The sequence below is a fragment of the Streptomyces sp. NPDC050315 genome (assembly GCF_040655775.1).
Classification (GTDB): Bacteria; Actinomycetota; Actinomycetes; order Streptomycetales; family Streptomycetaceae; genus Streptomyces.
Window position 1 is genome coordinate 180,821 of the sequence record NZ_JBFAKN010000008.1, and the last position, 15,233, is coordinate 196,053.

The 15,233-nt window shown below is 71.1% G+C and carries 14 protein-coding genes; 8 read left to right on the forward strand and 6 right to left on the reverse strand.

Features of this window, described 5'->3' with window-relative positions; all coding sequences use genetic code 11:
* Window positions 1-15 precede the first annotated feature (15 nt).
* The 3 genes from AB0I82_RS28220 to AB0I82_RS28230 all read left to right on the forward strand — a co-directional run bounded on the left by AB0I82_RS28220 (window position 16) and on the right by AB0I82_RS28230 (window position 4,696).
* Window positions 16-1,416 carry an 8-oxoguanine deaminase gene (locus AB0I82_RS28220; protein ID WP_363260178.1) on the forward strand — a complete coding sequence of 467 codons (1,401 nt, stop codon included), beginning with the start codon at window positions 16-18 and terminating at the stop codon, window positions 1,414-1,416.
* A 343-nt stretch (window positions 1,417-1,759) separates the two neighbouring features.
* Window positions 1,760-3,166, forward strand: coding sequence for a nucleobase:cation symporter-2 family protein (locus AB0I82_RS28225; protein ID WP_363260372.1), 1,407 nt, complete (start codon window positions 1,760-1,762; stop codon window positions 3,164-3,166).
* Window positions 3,167-3,304: 138 nt separating this feature from the next.
* Window positions 3,305-4,696, forward strand: a complete 1,392-nt coding sequence (locus AB0I82_RS28230; RefSeq protein ID WP_363260179.1) for a nucleobase:cation symporter-2 family protein — start codon at window positions 3,305-3,307, stop codon at window positions 4,694-4,696.
* A 262-nt stretch (window positions 4,697-4,958) separates the two neighbouring features.
* Here AB0I82_RS28230 and aceB read toward each other — a convergent pair whose 3' ends face one another.
* Window positions 4,959-6,590, reverse strand: a complete 1,632-nt coding sequence (aceB, locus tag AB0I82_RS28235) for a malate synthase A (RefSeq protein ID WP_363260181.1) — start codon at window positions 6,588-6,590, stop codon at window positions 4,959-4,961.
* Window positions 6,591-6,826: 236 nt separating this feature from the next.
* The gene (locus tag AB0I82_RS28240; protein WP_363260373.1) at window positions 6,827-7,420 is read right to left on the reverse strand and encodes a nucleotidyltransferase family protein; all 594 of its coding nucleotides are present in this window, start codon (window positions 7,418-7,420) and stop codon (window positions 6,827-6,829) included.
* Between the two features lie 510 nt (window positions 7,421-7,930).
* Between AB0I82_RS28240 and AB0I82_RS28245 the strand changes: the two genes are divergently transcribed.
* A complete protein-coding gene (locus AB0I82_RS28245; RefSeq protein WP_363260182.1) occupies window positions 7,931-8,251 on the forward strand; it encodes a DUF5955 family protein in 321 nt (106 codons plus the stop codon).
* A 92-nt stretch (window positions 8,252-8,343) separates the two neighbouring features.
* Here AB0I82_RS28245 and AB0I82_RS28250 read toward each other — a convergent pair whose 3' ends face one another.
* Entirely contained in the window at window positions 8,344-9,144 is an 801-nt protein-coding gene (locus tag AB0I82_RS28250) for an IclR family transcriptional regulator (RefSeq protein ID WP_363260184.1), read from the reverse strand.
* A gap of 377 nt (window positions 9,145-9,521) precedes the next feature.
* Here AB0I82_RS28250 and AB0I82_RS28255 point away from each other — a divergent pair, with 377 nt between their 5' ends.
* Both AB0I82_RS28255 and allB read left to right on the forward strand, forming a co-directional pair.
* The gene (locus AB0I82_RS28255; protein ID WP_363260185.1) at window positions 9,522-10,274 is read left to right on the forward strand and encodes an aspartate/glutamate racemase family protein; all 753 of its coding nucleotides are present in this window, start codon (window positions 9,522-9,524) and stop codon (window positions 10,272-10,274) included.
* Between the two features lie 277 nt (window positions 10,275-10,551).
* On the forward strand, window positions 10,552-11,886 hold the full coding sequence (allB, locus tag AB0I82_RS28260) for an allantoinase AllB (protein WP_363260186.1): 1,335 nt from the start codon (window positions 10,552-10,554) through the stop codon (window positions 11,884-11,886).
* Window positions 11,887-11,974: 88 nt separating this feature from the next.
* On the opposite strand, the gene AB0I82_RS28265 is transcribed toward allB, so the two are convergent.
* From AB0I82_RS28265 to AB0I82_RS28275, 3 genes are all read right to left on the reverse strand, one after another.
* The gene (locus tag AB0I82_RS28265; protein WP_363260187.1) at window positions 11,975-12,628 is read right to left on the reverse strand and encodes a transcriptional regulator; all 654 of its coding nucleotides are present in this window, start codon (window positions 12,626-12,628) and stop codon (window positions 11,975-11,977) included.
* 142 nt (window positions 12,629-12,770) lie between these two features.
* Window positions 12,771-12,941, reverse strand: coding sequence for a DUF6126 family protein (locus AB0I82_RS28270; protein ID WP_363260188.1), 171 nt, complete (start codon window positions 12,939-12,941; stop codon window positions 12,771-12,773).
* A gap of 29 nt (window positions 12,942-12,970) precedes the next feature.
* Window positions 12,971-13,597, reverse strand: a complete 627-nt coding sequence (locus tag AB0I82_RS28275) for an XRE family transcriptional regulator (RefSeq protein WP_363260190.1) — start codon at window positions 13,595-13,597, stop codon at window positions 12,971-12,973.
* Window positions 13,598-13,758: 161 nt separating this feature from the next.
* Here AB0I82_RS28275 and AB0I82_RS28280 point away from each other — a divergent pair, with 161 nt between their 5' ends.
* Together AB0I82_RS28280 and AB0I82_RS28285 are read left to right on the forward strand one after the other, a co-directional pair.
* Complete coding sequence (locus AB0I82_RS28280; RefSeq protein ID WP_363260191.1) at window positions 13,759-14,184, forward strand: ribonuclease domain-containing protein; 426 nt, start codon at window positions 13,759-13,761, stop codon at window positions 14,182-14,184.
* 298 nt (window positions 14,185-14,482) lie between these two features.
* Window positions 14,483-15,154, forward strand: coding sequence for a bifunctional 4-hydroxy-2-oxoglutarate aldolase/2-dehydro-3-deoxy-phosphogluconate aldolase (locus AB0I82_RS28285; protein WP_363260374.1), 672 nt, complete (start codon window positions 14,483-14,485; stop codon window positions 15,152-15,154).
* Window positions 15,155-15,233 lie beyond the last annotated feature (79 nt).

Consider the following 15,233-nt stretch of genomic DNA (forward strand, 5'->3'; position numbering starts at 1 on the left):
GTGAAGGAAGATCCCATGGCAGCACCGGCAACCCCTGACAGCGCGGTCGCGCGCATCGTCATCGAGAACTGCGCGATCGCGACCGTCGACGGCAACGACACCGAGTACGCCTCCGGCCATGTCGTCGTCGCCGGCAACCGGATCGAGTCGGTGGGCGCGGGACCCGCGCCCGCGGGCCTGGACGGTGTCGTACGCCGCATCGACGGCACCGGCCACCTGCTCACCCCCGGCCTGGTCAACACGCACCACCACTTCTACCAGTGGCTCACCCGCGGCCTGGCGACCGACCACAACCTCTTCAACTGGCTGGTCGCGCTCTACCCCACCTGGGCGCGCATCGACGAGTCGATGGCGGCGGTGGCCGCGCAGGGTTCGCTGGCGATGATGGCCCGTGGCGGCGTCACCACCGCCATGGACCACCACTACGTCTACCCGCGCGGCTCCGGCGACCTCTCCGGCGCCATCATCAAGGCCGCGTCCGACATGGGCGTACGCTTCACGCTCGCCCGCGGTTCGATGGACCGCGGCGAGTCGGACGGCGGGCTGCCGCCGGACTTCGCGGTGGAGTCCCTGGAGGGCGCGCTCGCGGCCACCGAGGAGACCATCGACCGGTACCACGACGTCTCCTTCGACGCGATGACGCAGATCGCTGTCGCGCCGTGCTCGCCGTTCTCGGTCACCACCGACCTCCTCAAGCAGGGCGCCGAGCTGGCCCGCCGCAAGGGCGTGCGGCTGCACACCCACGGCAGCGAGACGGTGGAGGAGGAGAAGTTCTGCCACGAGCTGTTCGGCATGGGCCCGACGGAGTACTTCGAGTCCACCGGCTGGCTCGGTGCGGACGTGTGGATGGCGCACTGCGTCCACATGAACGACTCGGACATCGCGGCCTTCGCCCGTACCCGTACGGGTGTCGCCCACTGCCCGTCGTCCAACGCGCGCCTCGCGGCGGGCATCGCCCGGGTACCGGACATGCTCGCGGCCGGCATCCCGGTCGGCCTCGGCGTGGACGGCACCGCCTCGAACGAGTCCGGCGAGCTGCACACCGAACTGCGCAACGCGCTGCTCATCAACCGCCTCGGCCCGCACCGTGAGGCAGCACTGACTGCCCGTCAGGCGCTGCGCCTGGGCACCTACGGCGGCGCGCAGGTGCTCGGCCGGGCCGACCAGATCGGCTCGGTGGAGGCCGGCAAGCTCGCCGACCTGGTGCTGTGGAAGCTGGACGGCCTCGGCCACTCCACCATCGCCGACCCGGTCAACGCGCTGATCTTCGGCGCGCCGGCCCCGGTGACCCTCTCGCTGGTCAACGGCGCGCCGGTGGTCGAGGACAACCGCCTCGTCACCGTCGACGAGGACGCCATCGCACGTACCGCACGCGCCGAGTCCCAGCGGCTCGCCCGCATCGCCGCCGGGGGCTGACCCCCAGCGGTACGCACATCCCGTACGGCACCGCCCGTACGGCACACCTCAAGACTCGGTCGGGGGGGACGGCCCCCGGCTGAGCTTGTGGATCCGAGCGGGATCCACAAGCGCCGTAACCCGGGGACGCGGGCTCGCACCCGCGTCCCCGGGCCGGTACCCCACCCGCTCACCGCGTCACCACGCACCGACCCCTCCACACGCGCCATAAGCGCACATCCGCACCCGCACTTGCGCCCGCACGCGCAACACATGGCAAGCCCTCCGTGACAGGCTCGTGCCACCGGCCCGGTGGCACAGAAATCGAAGGAGGCCCGCAGTGGCCGCAACACCCGGGCAGCACATGGAGGGGGACCGGAAGCATCCGGTCGACGAGACCCTTCCGCCTTTCAAAATGTTCACCAGCGGCCTGCAGCACGTGGCCGCGATGTACGCGGGCGTGGTGGCCCCGCCGATGATCGTCGGGCCGGCCTGCGGGCTGAGCGCGACCGAGACGGCGTTCCTGATGGGCGCCAGCCTCTTCACCGCCGGCATCGCCACCCTGCTGCAGACCCTCGGCTTTTGGAAGGTCGGCGCGAAGCTGCCGTTCGTCAACGGCGTCTCGTTCGCGGGCGTCACCCCGATGGTCGCCATCGGCAAGGCGCAGAGCCCCGAGAACGCGCTGCCGATCATCTTCGGCGCGGTGATCGTCGCCGGTGTACTGGGCTTCGTCCTCGCCCCGTACTTCTCCAAACTGGTCCGCTTCTTCCCGCCGGTCGTCACCGGCACCGTGATCACCCTGATCGGCGTCTCGCTGCTCCCGGTGGCCTTCAACTGGTCCCAGGGCGGCAACGCGGCGGCACCGGACTACGGTTCGCTGACCAATATCGGCATGGCGGCCCTGACGTTCGTCATCGTGCTGGTACTACGGCGCACCCTGCGCGGCTTCCTTCAGCAGATCTCCATCCTGCTCGGCCTGATCGTCGGCACGCTCATCGCGATACCGGTCGGCATCACCGACTTCAGCGTCATCGCCAAGGCCGACATCGTCGGCTTCCCGACGCCCTTCCACTTCGGCGCTCCGCAGTTCGACATCGCCGCGATCATCTCGATGTGCATCGTGATGCTGGTCTGCATGACGGAGTCGACCGCGGACATGCTGGCGCTCGGCAAGATCGTCGGCCGGCCCGCCGATGAGCGCACCATCAAGGGCGGTCTGTACGCCGACACGCTCGGTACCGCCATCAGCCCGCTCTTCAACGGCTTCGCGTGCAGCGCGTTCGCGCAGAACATCGGCCTGGTCGCGATGACCAAGGTACGCAGCCGCTTCGTCGTGGCGGCCGGTGGCCTGATCCTCATCGTGCTCGGCCTCTGCCCGATCGCCGCGTCCGTCATCTCGCTCGTACCGCTGCCGGTACTGGGCGGCGCGGGCATCGTGCTCTTCGGCTCGGTCGCCGCCAGCGGCATCCAGACCCTGTCGACCGCGGCCCTGGAGAAGGGTGAGAACGCGCTGATCGTCGCGGCGGCCGTCGGCATCGGCCTGATACCGATCGCGGCGCCCGAGTTCTACCACAATTTCCCCAAGGACCTGCTGGTCGTCCTGGACTCGGGCATCTCCACCGGCTGTCTCGTCGCCATCATCCTCAACCTCCTTTTCAACCACCTTCGCGCAGGCCCTGAAGGTGAACAGGAGGCTTCCGCGGGGCTTCTGGAAGATGGCATTCCGTCGCAACGACCGGCAGAAGGGTCTTCCGCAGCCGGGGTGCACTGACGTAACGTCGTGCCGCCCAGCGCATGACGGAAGTTACTTTCCAGTCTTGAGGCCGGTCCTGCCGTGGCCGCTCCGTACCCGTACGGAGCCCAGGGCGGGGCCGGCCGCGTCCATTACGAGACGGAAGAAGCGCCACCCATGAGTTCTGCCCGCGTCCCGTCCGACGCTCCCGCACCACCCGCGAGCGGCACCGCCGCCGTTCACCCCGTCGACGAGGTGCTGCCGGCGGGCCGCATGCTCGTCGCGAGCCTGCAGCATGTCGCCTCGATGTACGCCGGTGCGGTCTCCGTACCGCTCGTCGTCGCGGTCGCGGCCAAGATGTCCGCCGCCGACACCGCCGTCCTGATGGGCGGCAGCCTCCTGATGGCCGGCATCGCGACGCTTCTGCAGACCCTCGGCCTCGGCAACTTCATCGGCTCCAAGCTGCCGTTCGTCAACGGTGTGTCCTTCGCGGGCGTCGGCGTGATGCTGACGATCCTCACCACTCAGGGCGGCGTGCAGGCGGGCATGCCCGTCGTCTTCGGCGCCATCATCGTCTCCAGCCTCTTCGGCTTCCTCGTCAGCTCCTACTTCTCCCGCCTCGTACGTTTCTTCCCGCCGGTAGTGACGGGCTCCGTCATCCTTCTCATAGGTGTCTCCCTCATCCCCGTCGCCTACGACTGGATCGTGGACGGCTCCTCGACCGGTGCCCCGCATCCGGAGAACATCGCCCTGGCCGCCGCCACGGTCCTGGTGATGCTGCTCCTCCAGCGCTTCACCCGCGGCTTCCTGAAGCAGATCAGCATGCTCTTCGCGATGGTCTTCGGCACGCTGCTGGCGATCCCGATGGGCCTCGCCGACTTCTCCAAGCTCGACGACGCGGCCCTGTTCGGCATCCCCTCCCCGCTGCACTTCGGCGCCCCGCAGTTCTCCCTCCCCGCGATCATCTCCATGTGCGTGGTCATGCTGGTGATCCTCACCGAGTCGACCGCCGACATGATCGCCCTCGGCAAGATCGTCGATAAGGACGTCGACGAGAAGACCATCGCCCGCGGCCTGCGCGCCGACAGCCTCGGCTCCGCGCTCAGCCCGCTCTTCAACGCCTTCCACGCCAGCGCGTTCGCCCAGAACATCGGCCTGGTCGTCATCTCCAACGTCCGCAGCCGCTTCGTCGTCGCCCTGAGCGGCGGCCTGTTGGTCCTCATCGGCCTCAGCCCGGCCGCCGCGGCCCTGATCTCCGTCGTCCCCATGCCAGTACTGGCGGCCGTCAGCCTCTTCCTCTTCGGCTCCATCGCCGTCAGCGGCATCCAGACCCTGCTCCAGGCCGACCTGCACCGCGGCGACAACGCCCTGATCGTCGTCGTCACCCTCGGCGCGGGCCTCGCCCCCGCCCTCTCGGACGGCTTCTACGACGCCTTCCCCTCCTGGGCCCAGATCGTCCTCGGCTCCGGCATCTCCACCGGCTGCCTCCTGGCCGTCACCCTGAACCTGGTCTTCAACCACCTGGGCAAGCGAGCCACGACGCCGGAGGAACCGGCACCGGCACACTGACCACCCCTCGACCGGCCACCCGGTCACCGGCGGGCGGGGACGCGTGGGGTGTCCCCGCCCGCCGGCTTGTGCCGCGCGGGACCGGTCGGTGCTCGCCCCTCTTCGCCCTGCCGGGGATTCGTCGCGCGTCCTGGATTCGATCTCGGCGTTGGTCGCCTGCGCGGATTTTCTCTTCAAGTAGCGGAGCCCGGTGAGACGAACGCGCCTCGCCCCCGTCGCATGGTGTGCGGCGGGGGCGAGGCACGTTGTGACGTGCGGGACGTCAGTCCAGGAGTTCGTACGCCGGGAGGGTCAGGAAGGCGGCGTAGTCGGTGTCGAGGGAGACCTGGAGGAGGAGGTCGTGGGCCTGCTGCCACTTGCCGGCGGCGAAGGCTTCCTCGCCGAGCTCCTTGCGGAGGGCGGTCAGTTCCTCGTCGGCGATGCGGCGGACGAGGTCGGCGGTGACCTTCTCGCCCTCGTGGCCCGGCTCCTCGAAGACGACGCCCGCGTCGACCCACTGCCAGATCTGGGAGCGGGAGATCTCGGCGGTGGCCGCGTCCTCCATCAGGCCGAAGATGGCGACGGCGCCGAGGCCGCGCAGCCACGCCTCGATGTAGCGGGTGCCGACCTGGACCGCGTCGACCAGGCCCTGGTACGTGGGCTTGGCGTCGAGCGAGTCGATGGCGATCAGGTCCGCGGCCGCGACCGAGACGTCCTCGCGGAGCCGGTCCTTCTGGTTCGGCTTGTCGCCGAGGACCGCGTCGAAGGAGGCGCGGGCGATCGGGACCAGGTCGGGGTGGGCGACCCAGGAGCCGTCGAAACCGTCACCGGCCTCGCGGTCCTTGTCGTTCTTGACCTTGGCGAGCGCCTTCTCGTTGGCCTCGGGGTCCCGGCGGTTCGGGATGAAGGCCGCCATGCCGCCGATGGCGTGCGCGCCGCGCTTGTGGCACGTACGGACGAGGAGTTCGGTGTACGCGCGCATGAACGGGGCCGTCATCGTGACCGCGTTGCGGTCCGGGAGGACGAACTTGGCGCCGCCGTCGCGGAAGTTCTTCACGATCGAGAAGAGATAGTCCCAGCGGCCGGCGTTCAGGCCGGAGGCGTGGTCGCGCAGCTCGTAGAGGATCTCCTCCATCTCGTACGCCGCGGTGATCGTCTCGATGAGGACCGTGGCGCGGATGGTGCCCTGGGGCACGCCGACGTAGTCCTGCGCGAAGACGAAGATCTCGTTCCAGAGGCGGGCCTCCAGGTGCGACTCCGTCTTCGGGAGGTAGAAGTACGGGCCCTTGCCGAGGTCGAGCAGGCGCTTCGCGTTGTGGAAGAAGTAGAGGCCGAAGTCGACGAGCGCGCCGGGGACGGGCTTGCCGTCGAGCTGGAGGTGGCGCTCGTCGAGGTGCCAGCCGCGGGGGCGCATCACGACGGTCGCGAGCTCCTCGGCGGGCTTCAGCGCGTACGACTTACCGCTGCGCTCGTCGGTGAAGTCGATCCGACGCTCGTACGCGTCTATCAGATTGAGCTGGCCGAGGACGACGTTCTCCCAGGTGGGAGCGGAGGCGTCCTCGAAGTCGGCGAGCCAGACCTTGGCGCCCGAGTTGAGCGCGTTGATGGTCATCTTCCGGTCGGTGGGACCGGTGATCTCCACCCGGCGGTCGTTGAGGGCCGCGGGGGCCTCGGCGACCTTCCAGGAGTCGTCCGCGCGGATGTGCGCGGTCTCGGGGAGGAAGTCCAGGGTGCTGGTGCGGGCGATCTCCGCGCGGCGCTCGTCGCGGCGGGCGAGGAGTTCGTCGCGGCGGGGGGTGAACCGGCGGTGCAGCTCAGCCACAAAGGCCAGAGCGGCCTCGGTGAGGACCTCGCCCTGACGCTCCAGGGGCTCGGCTTCGACGATGGCCAGCGGGGACGGCGCTGGTGCGGACATGGGCTGTCACTCCATTCAGCAGCGGTGCCTTGACGGCCGCCGGGGCGCCCTGGCGGCACTGGGTGCCGAGGGCTCCGAGATACGGTCGCGGGCGCCGTCTGGGGTTCAGGGCGCTTCTGACCAGTGGAGAGTAGTTTCCTTATAGCGGAAGTTCAATGGTTTGTTGACGTCGAGATTCTTTTGATCGACAGATGAGGTGATCGAATGGCGCTGAGTGCCATCGCGGTCACGCTCCATCACCGCCCGGACCCCCGGCCGGCGGTGCCGAGCCGGGGCAGGTCGGCCGGTGTGTCGATGTCGTACGGCTCGGCCACGTCCCCGCACTCGACGAGCGTGAGGGCGTCGGCGTGCGCCGCGAGATAGTCCCGGGCGCCCCGGTCGCCCGCCGCGCTCGCCGCGACCGCGGCCCAGCGTGCGGCCCCGAACAGGACCGGGTGCCCGCGCCGCCCCTCGTACACCGCCGCCGCCAGGTCCGCGCCCGCCTCGTACGCGGCCACCAGCCGGGCCACCGCCGCGGACCCGATGCCCGGCTGGTCGACGAGGGAGACCAGCACGGCGCCCGCGCCCGTACCGGCCAGCGAGGCGAGGCCCGCCCGGAGCGAGCTGCCCATGCCCTCCGCCCAGTCCGGGTTCTCGGTGACCGCGTACTCAAACAGCTCGGCCCGCGCCCGTACCGTGTCCGCCGCCGCGCCCAGCACGATGTGCACCGGACCGCAGCCGCCCTCGCGCAGCACTCGCGCGGCGTTCTCGATCAGCGGCCGGCCGCGGAAGTCCAGCAGCGCCTTGGGGCGCCCGCCCAGCCGCCGCCCGCCGCCGGCCGCGAGCAGCAGCCCGGCGACGGGCGGCCGCCCGGCCGCCGCGGGCGGGGAGGACGGGGGAGTGCTGGGGTGCGCGTCCGCGCCGGAGGTCGTCATGGGGCCTGCATACCGCATCGCGGCGCAACGCGGTCCATCGCTGCCCATTACGGCGCATTGCGGCACCCGTCGTTGTGTGTACCGGATGGTGCGCCCGGCGCACCACGGGCGCGGGCCGGAAGTCAAGCGGCAAGCGGAGCGACGGCGATTCTGCGACAGATTTGCCGGCGGGCACGAGGTGAACGGCGCCGGTCACGGTCGTGACGCTCCCGGCCGCGGGGGCGCGGGGCCCCGGTGTGGCGCCGGACGGGCCGGTCGGGCGTCATGTGCCGGCTGGTGAAGAGTCCAACTGAATTTCGCTCTCCGTATGGCGCGAATAGCGCACCGTGGCGTTAACTGATCCGCGGCTTCCCGATGGAGCGGGGCCGGGTGAGGGGGCGATGAGAGGTGCGGTGCGAACCAACGGCCGTGGAGGGTGCCGTCGTTGTGGAGCAGTGGCAGAGGCAAAGTGCGAGGCAGGAGACCGGGGTCGAGGACGACCCGCGGGTCGAAGCGCTGCGCGTGGCCGTCGCCAGGCTCCGCCGCGAGCTGGCCGGGTACCCGGCGGAGCTGCCCGACCGGGGCGTCGCCGAGGAGGAACTGGCCGCGCTGGACGCCATGGTGAGCGGCGGCACCCCGGAAGTGCCGCGGCTGCGCCGCTCCCTGCTGCTGATCGCGGGAGCGGTGGGCTCGGTCAGCGCGCTGTCGCCGACGCTCACCGAGGTACGCAAGGTCATCGACCTCTTCGGTGACATGCCGCGCGGCTGATCCAGCAGGCCGGGCCACGAGACATACGAGGCGGGGCGCGGGGCAAGAAGCCCCGCGCCCCGCCTCGTACCTTTGCGACGGTCTGTGCCGCGTTACGCCGGGTTCTGGTTCGCCAGTGCCACCGACAGTTCGCGGGCGACCTCCTGGAGGACCGGCACGATCTTGTCCGTGGCGGCCTCGGTGACCCGGCCGGTCGGGCCGGAGATCGAGATGGCCGCGGCGGTCGGCGAGTCCGGGACCGGCACGGCGATGCAGCGCACGCCGATCTCCTGCTCGTTGTCGTCCACCGCGAAGCCCTGCCCGCGGACCTCCGTGAGCGCGTCCAGGAACGCGTCCGGCTCGGTGATCGTCTTCTCGGTCGCGGCCGGCATGCCCGTACGGCCCAGCAGCGCGCGGACCTCCTCCGGGGCGTGGTTCGCCAGCAGCGCCTTGCCCACACCCGTGGTGTGCGGCAGCACCCGCCGGCCGACCTCGGTGAACATGCGCACCGCGTGCCGGGACGGCACCTGCGCCACGTACACGATCTCGTCGCCGTCCAGCAGCGCCATGTTCGCCGTCTCACCGGTCTCCTCGACCAGGCGGGCGAGGTAGGGGCGGGCCCAGGTGCCGAGCAGGCGCGAGGCGCTCTCGCCGAGGCGGATCAGGCGGGGGCCGAGTGCGTACCGGCGGTTGGGCTGCTGGCGTACGTATCCGCAGGCCACCAGCGTGCGCATCAGGCGGTGGATGGTCGGCAGCGGCAGTCCGCTGCTGGCCGACAGCTCGCTGAGACCCACTTCGCCGCCGGCATCTGCCATCCGTTCCAGCAGGTCGAAGGCGCGCTCGAGAGACTGGACGCCGCCGCTCGCGGCTGCGGGCTTGGCTGCGTCGGAAGTGCTGGCGCTGGACGACGGCACGTCGCGTTCCTTTCGGATCAGGTGGTGTCGGGCCCGGCGCGTGCAGAGGGGAATTCCGCGTCCGACCGGAGCAGCCTACCGGTCTCCTCCTGTCGACACACTGTCTATCGCACAGTCGTTCCCGCCGGTCAGCCCCGGTTTGGCGGCGAACTCGGGGGACTACCAGGGTCGACCGGGGTTACTCGCGAGAATCTCTTGACGGCCCTAGTGGGCGAAGCTACGTTCTGCAACGCGAAAGCTACTGCCCATTCTGTGGAATCCTCCAATTCACCGAAGCGCCGGGCCGCCCCCTCTCGGGACCTCCGCTGCCGGGCCCGTCCACTCCCGGGCCGCCCCGCCGCGCTTCCCGGCCGAAGCCTCCGGCTTCCTGGAGTCTCATGCGCATTCTCGTCATGAACCCGAACACCACGGCCTCCATGACCGCATCGATCCGCGCCACCGCCACCGCCGTGGCGGCCCCCGGCACCGAGATCATCGCCACCGAACCGCTCTGGGGCCCGGAGTCCATCGAGGGCCACTTCGAGGGATACCTCAGCGCCGCCGCCGTACTGGACCGCCTCGCCACGCTGGACACGCCCTTCGACGCCCTGGTCATGGCCGGGTTCGGCGAGCCGGGCCGGGAGGGCGCGCAGGAGCTCCTGGACGTACCCGTCCTGGACATCACCGAGAGCGCCGCCCAGATGGCGATGATGCTCGGCCACTCCTACGGCGTCGTCACCACCCTCGACCGCGCCGTGCCGCAGATCAGCGACCGACTGCTGACCGCGGGCCTGCTGCAGCGCTGCGCCGGCATCCGCGGCACCGGCCTCGGCGTGCTGGAGCTGGAGGAGGACGCGCAGCGGACCGAGCGGATCATCGTCGAGACGGCTCGCGAACTCGTCCGCGAGGGCGCCGAGGTGATCTGCCTGGGCTGCGGTGGGATGGCCGGGCTGCAGGAGAAGGTCGCGGCCGAGCTGGGCGTGCCGGTCGTCGACGGCGTCGCGGCGGCCGTGAAGTTCGCCGAGGCCGTGGTCGGCCTGGGGCTCACCACGAGCACCGTACGGAGCTTCGCCGCACCGCGCCCGAAGGCGATCGGCGGCTGGCCGATCAGCGGGCAGGCGAATTTTTCCGCGGAGACATCAGGCATCTGACGTCTGAGCCGTTTCGCTGTCCCCAGACATCAGGCATCTGATGTCTGCAGGGCCGACGCATCCGGTGCGTACGACACCGAACGCGATCATCCCGCCGCAGGTCAGGGCGGCGATGGCGGCCCCGTAGCGGGCGGCGGAGCGGTACGGGTGACGGCCGTCGACCGCCCCCGAAGGGTCTTGACGGGCCGCCGCCCGAAGTGAAGACTCTTCAACAGAAAGTTGAATTTCGCAGTGCGGAAATTCCGCACTCGCGCCGAGCAAGAAGAAAGGGGACCGGGTGTCCGACGTACAGCTGGTGCTCCGCTCCACGCGGGTCATCACTCCGGAGGGGACGCGCGCGGCGTCCGTCACCGTCAAGGACGGGAAGATTGTCGCGGTGCTGCCGTACGAGGCCTCGGTGCCGGCCGGGGCGCGGGTCGAGGACTTCGGTGACGATGTCCTCCTCCCCGGGCTCGTCGACACCCACGTCCACGTGAACGACCCGGGCCGTACGGAGTGGGAGGGCTTCTGGACCGCCACCCGCGCGGCTGCGGCCGGCGGCATCACCACTCTCGTGGACATGCCGCTCAACAGCCTCCCGCCGACCACCACGGCCGAGAACCTCGACATCAAGCGCGACGTCGCCCGCCCCAAGGCGCACATCGACGTCGGCTTCTGGGGCGGCGCCATCCCCGGCAACGTCAAGGACCTGCGGCCGCTGTACGACGCCGGCGTCTTCGGCTTCAAGTGCTTCCTCTCGCCCTCCGGCGTGGACGAGTTCCCGCAGCTCGACCAGGAGCAACTGGCCGCGGCGCTGGGCGAGATCGCCGGCTTCGACGGCCTGCTCATCGTGCACGCGGAGGACCCGGGCCACCTGGAGAGCGCGCCGCCCGTCAGCGGCCCCAAGTACGCCGACTTCCTGGCCTCCCGCCCGCGCGTCTCCGAGAACGACGCGATCGCGGGTCTCATCACCCTCGCTAAGCGCCTGGACGCGCGCGTCCACGTACTGCACCTCTCCTCCTCCGACGCGCTGCCGCTGATCGCGGCCGCCAAGGCGGAGGGCGTCAAGCTCACGGTCGAGACCTGCCCGCACTTCCTCACGCTCACCGCCGAGGAGATCCCGGACGGCGCCACGGAGTTCAAGTGCTGCCCGCCGATCCGCGAGTCCGCGAACCAGGACGCGCTGTGGCAGGGCCTGGCCGACGGCACGATCGACTGCATCGTCTCCGACCACTCGCCCTCCACCACCGACCTGAAGACCCCGGACTTCGGCAACGCCTGGGGCGGCATCTCCTCCCTCCAGCTCGGCCTGCCCGCGATCTGGACGGCGGCCCGCTCCCGAGGCCACTCCCTGGAGGACGTGGTCCGCTGGATGGCGGCGGCTCCCGCCGCCCTGGTCGGCCTCGACCAGAAGGGCGCCATCGCCCCGGGCCGCGACGCCGACTTCGCGGTCCTCGCCCCGGACGAGACCTTCACGGTCGACCCGGCAGCCCTCCAGCACCGCAACAAGATCACGGCCTACGCGGGCAAGACCCTGCACGGCGTGGTCCGCTCCACCTGGCTCCGCGGCCAGAAGATCAACGATGCGGGAGACCTGAGCGACCCGGCGGGCGAGCTGCTCGTACGCGACTGACACATGCTGATACGCGCCTGATATGCGGGGCGCGGCGGGCCACCGGCCTTGCCGCGCCCCGCACTCGTGCCGGCGCCGATGCCGGCGTTCATGCCAGCGTCGTCCAGAACATCAGCTCGTACGCCTGGAGGTGCCTGCCGTAGCGGTGGGACAGGGGGAGGTCCAGGGTGTGGGAGTCCAGGGCGTGTTGGAGGGCGGTCAGGGTGCGGTCGGTCAGGGCCGGGGGCGGGGTGGCGAAGAAGTCGAAGAAGGCGCAGGCCTCGTCGGTGAAGCCGTAGCGGTGGCGCATGGCCTGGCCGACGGCGCGGCAGTAGTCGCCCCAGGCGGTGAAGTTGGCGGCGAGGGCCAGTACGGCATCGGCCGGCTCGGCGCCGAGCGCGAGCCAGGCCGCGTAGGCCGGGTACGCCTGGCAGCCCGGCCGCGGTTCGTACGCCGCGATCTCCTTCTCCGTCAGGCCGCAGGCGGCGGCGAGGGTGCGGAGGTGTTCCAGCGCGATGCCCTCCCCGTCGGCGAGGAAGGTGAAGAACGCCGCGAGCGGTGGCTCGGCGGCCGCCCGGCCGGCGAGGTGGCGGAAGCTGCGCCGGTCCGAGGCGATGATGTGGTGCTGTTCCAGGGCGAGCGTGGCGAAGACCTCGCGCGGGGCCTCACCTGTGGCGATGGCCGGGACGAGGGGATTGGCGTCGGGTGCGGGGGTCAGCTCCCGCACGGCGGAGTCGAGGACATCGGTCGCGGAACGGGCCATGGGCGGCCTCCTCGGCGGGCAACGGCGGGGCGGTGCCCCGCGTGGTCCCCTCCAGTTTGGCGAGAGAGCGGCCGCCCGGGGCCTTAATCATTGCGTAAGAGCCTGTGTCGGAACCCCGGCCGGGCGCCCGCCGCACGCGGACTCAGGAGGCGGACTTCAGCATGACCACGATGAAGCTGAGGAACGCCAGGAGGACGTGCGAGCCGACGACATAGAGGCCGACCCGTACGGACAGTCCGAGCGGAGCCCGGTCCTCGACATCGTTCTTACGGGCTCCGGCGGACGCCGGCGGGGACGCGGGCTGCTCGGACACGGTGCTGGTCCTTTCCACGACGGGCGGCGTCACAGGCCGCGGCGGGTGCCGCCGCCCAGACACAGTTCGGCGACGCCGCTCTGCATGAGGGTGTGGACGAAGAGGATCTCGGTGCCGCTGCCGGCGGCGTCGGCGATGCGGTGCGGCGTGAGCGAGTCGAAGTGCGCCGCGTCGCCCGGGTCCAGGAGCTGCTGCGTCTCGCCGAGCGTGAGCCGCAGCCGGCCCTTGAGCACGTACAGCCACTCCTCGCCGGGGTGCACCCGCACCAGCCCGGCCTGGCCGTCGTGCGGCGGGACGAATACCCGCAGCGCCTGCATGGCCCGGCCGGGGCCGCCCATCGGCCAGTACGTCCAGCCGCCCGCCTCCGAGGGCTCGGCGTCGCCGCCGCGGAATACCGGCTGCAGCTCCGGCGCGGTCTCGCCGAGCAGGTCGGATACCGTGGTGGCGTACGTCCGTGCCAGGGAGAGCAGCATCGGCAGCGAGGGCTGGCGGCGCCCGGTCTCCAGGCGCGAGAGGTGCGCGGGCGACAGACCGACCCGCCGGGCCGCGGTCTCCAGCGTGAGCCCCGCGCGACGCCGCAGGTCACGCAGGCGGGGGGCGACGACGGGCAGCTCTTCGGCCGCGCCGCCGGCCCCGTTGTCCAGGGGTTCGGTCATGTCTCTGGTATAGCCAGCCCCGGCCTGGCGGGCAAAAGTTTTGCCTGAGAGGCAAAAGCGCTGGGCGGTCCCCTCCGCCCCTCTCTGCTCCTGTGAACTCCCGGGAAATTTCCCGCACTTGGATTGACAGGTCCATGTCTACGCGCGTCATGCTGTACGCCATGAGAATCCCCCCACGGATCACCCGGATCGGCGCCCTCGGCGCCCTCGCCTCGGCCCTGTTCCTCGCGGGCCCCACCGCCGTCGCCGCCGCGCCCGCCCCCGCCCCGGTGGCGTACACCGCATCCGTACACGCGGCCGCCGTCGGCGACATCTGCTACTCGAAGCTCCCCGGCGAGGCCCACGAGACCCTGGACCTCATCGACAAGGGCGGCCCCTACCCCTATCCGCAGGACGGCGGCGTCTTCTCCAACCGGGAGGGCGTCCTGCCGCAGCAGCCCAGCGGGTACTACCACGAGTACACCGTCGAGACCCCCGGCTCCCCGGACCGCGGCGCCCGCCGCATCGTCACCGGCGAGCAGACCGACGAGGACTACTACACCGCCGACCACTACGAGACCTTCGACCTGGTGGACCGCGGCTGCTGAGCAGCTCGGGACCAGTGCGGCGGCCGGGGCGGTGCCCCGGCCGCCGCCGTGTTTTCCCCGGCGTGCCGGGTCCCGCGGGCGGCGCCCGGGAATCAAGTCGCACCCCCCGCTGAGGGATTGTCAGCGGTTGCCGGTAGCGTTTCGGTGGAAACAGCGACCGGGCGGGCATCGGCGGCAAAGCGGCCTCAAGGCGGCGACCTGCGGCGGAGCCCGACCACCGGCGCATCGGAACAATTCCCGGGGGGCACGGCGCGCGACGCCGTGTGCGGGAGTGACCATGAAAGGGCGGCGAGCTGTCGTGTACCGCTGGGAGATCACCCGGGCCGCACTGGCTCAGCGCGTTTTCGCCATCGTCCGCAGTGAGACGTACGACGAGGCCAGCGCCACTGCCGACACGCTGCTGTCGGCCGGTATCACCAGCCTGGAGATCTCGCTGACCACGCCGTTCGCGCTGGAGGCGGTCACCACGCTCACCCGCGAGCTGGGCGACGACGCGATCATAGGCGCGGGCACGGTCCTGGACGCGGCTTCCGCACGGATGGCCGTGGACGCGGGCGCCCGCTTCCTGGTCTGCCCCCATCTGGACGCCGAGGTGATCGGCACGGGCCATCGGTACGGCCTCCCGGTCTTCGCCGGCGTCGCCACGCCCACCGAGATGGTGCGCGCCCTGGAGCTGGGCGCCGACGCGCTGAAGCTCTTCCCGGCCTCCGGATACGGCCCCGGCTGGCTCAAGGACGTCCGTGCGGCGCTGCCGCAGGCGCCGCTGCTGCCGACGGGTGGCGTGACCGTCGAGAGCGCCCCGGAGTGGATCGCCGCGGGCGCGGTCGCGGTCGGCATGGGCTCCGCGCTCTCCGCCGGCGACCGGGACACGGTCACCAAGCGCGCCGCGTCCCTCCTCCCGCTCCTCGCCGCTGCCGCCCCGCCGGCCAAGACCCCGGGCCTGGGTTCGCTGGACCTGTACGACGCCTGAGTACGTACGAAGGAAGGCGGCTGACTACGTACGGACGCGGCTGAGGACGTACGAACGCGCCTGAGTACGTACGAAGGCG

Bases quoted from the DNA above. Each gene is read 5' to 3' on its own strand.
- AB0I82_RS28280 (WP_363260191.1), top strand. From the start codon at position 13,759: ATGAGAATCCCCCCACGGATCACCCGGATCGGCGCCCTCGGCGCCCTC.
- AB0I82_RS28220 (WP_363260178.1), top strand. From the start codon at position 16: ATGGCAGCACCGGCAACCCCTGACAGCGCGGTCGCGCGCATCGTCATC.
- AB0I82_RS28265 (WP_363260187.1), bottom strand. From the start codon at position 12,628: ATGGCCCGTTCCGCGACCGATGTCCTCGACTCCGCCGTGCGGGAGCTG.
- AB0I82_RS28230 (WP_363260179.1), top strand. From the start codon at position 3,305: ATGAGTTCTGCCCGCGTCCCGTCCGACGCTCCCGCACCACCCGCGAGC.
- AB0I82_RS28255 (WP_363260185.1), top strand. From the start codon at position 9,522: ATGCGCATTCTCGTCATGAACCCGAACACCACGGCCTCCATGACCGCA.
- aceB (WP_363260181.1), bottom strand. From the start codon at position 6,590: ATGTCCGCACCAGCGCCGTCCCCGCTGGCCATCGTCGAAGCCGAGCCC.
- AB0I82_RS28275 (WP_363260190.1), bottom strand. From the start codon at position 13,597: ATGACCGAACCCCTGGACAACGGGGCCGGCGGCGCGGCCGAAGAGCTG.
- AB0I82_RS28225 (WP_363260372.1), top strand. From the start codon at position 1,760: ATGGAGGGGGACCGGAAGCATCCGGTCGACGAGACCCTTCCGCCTTTC.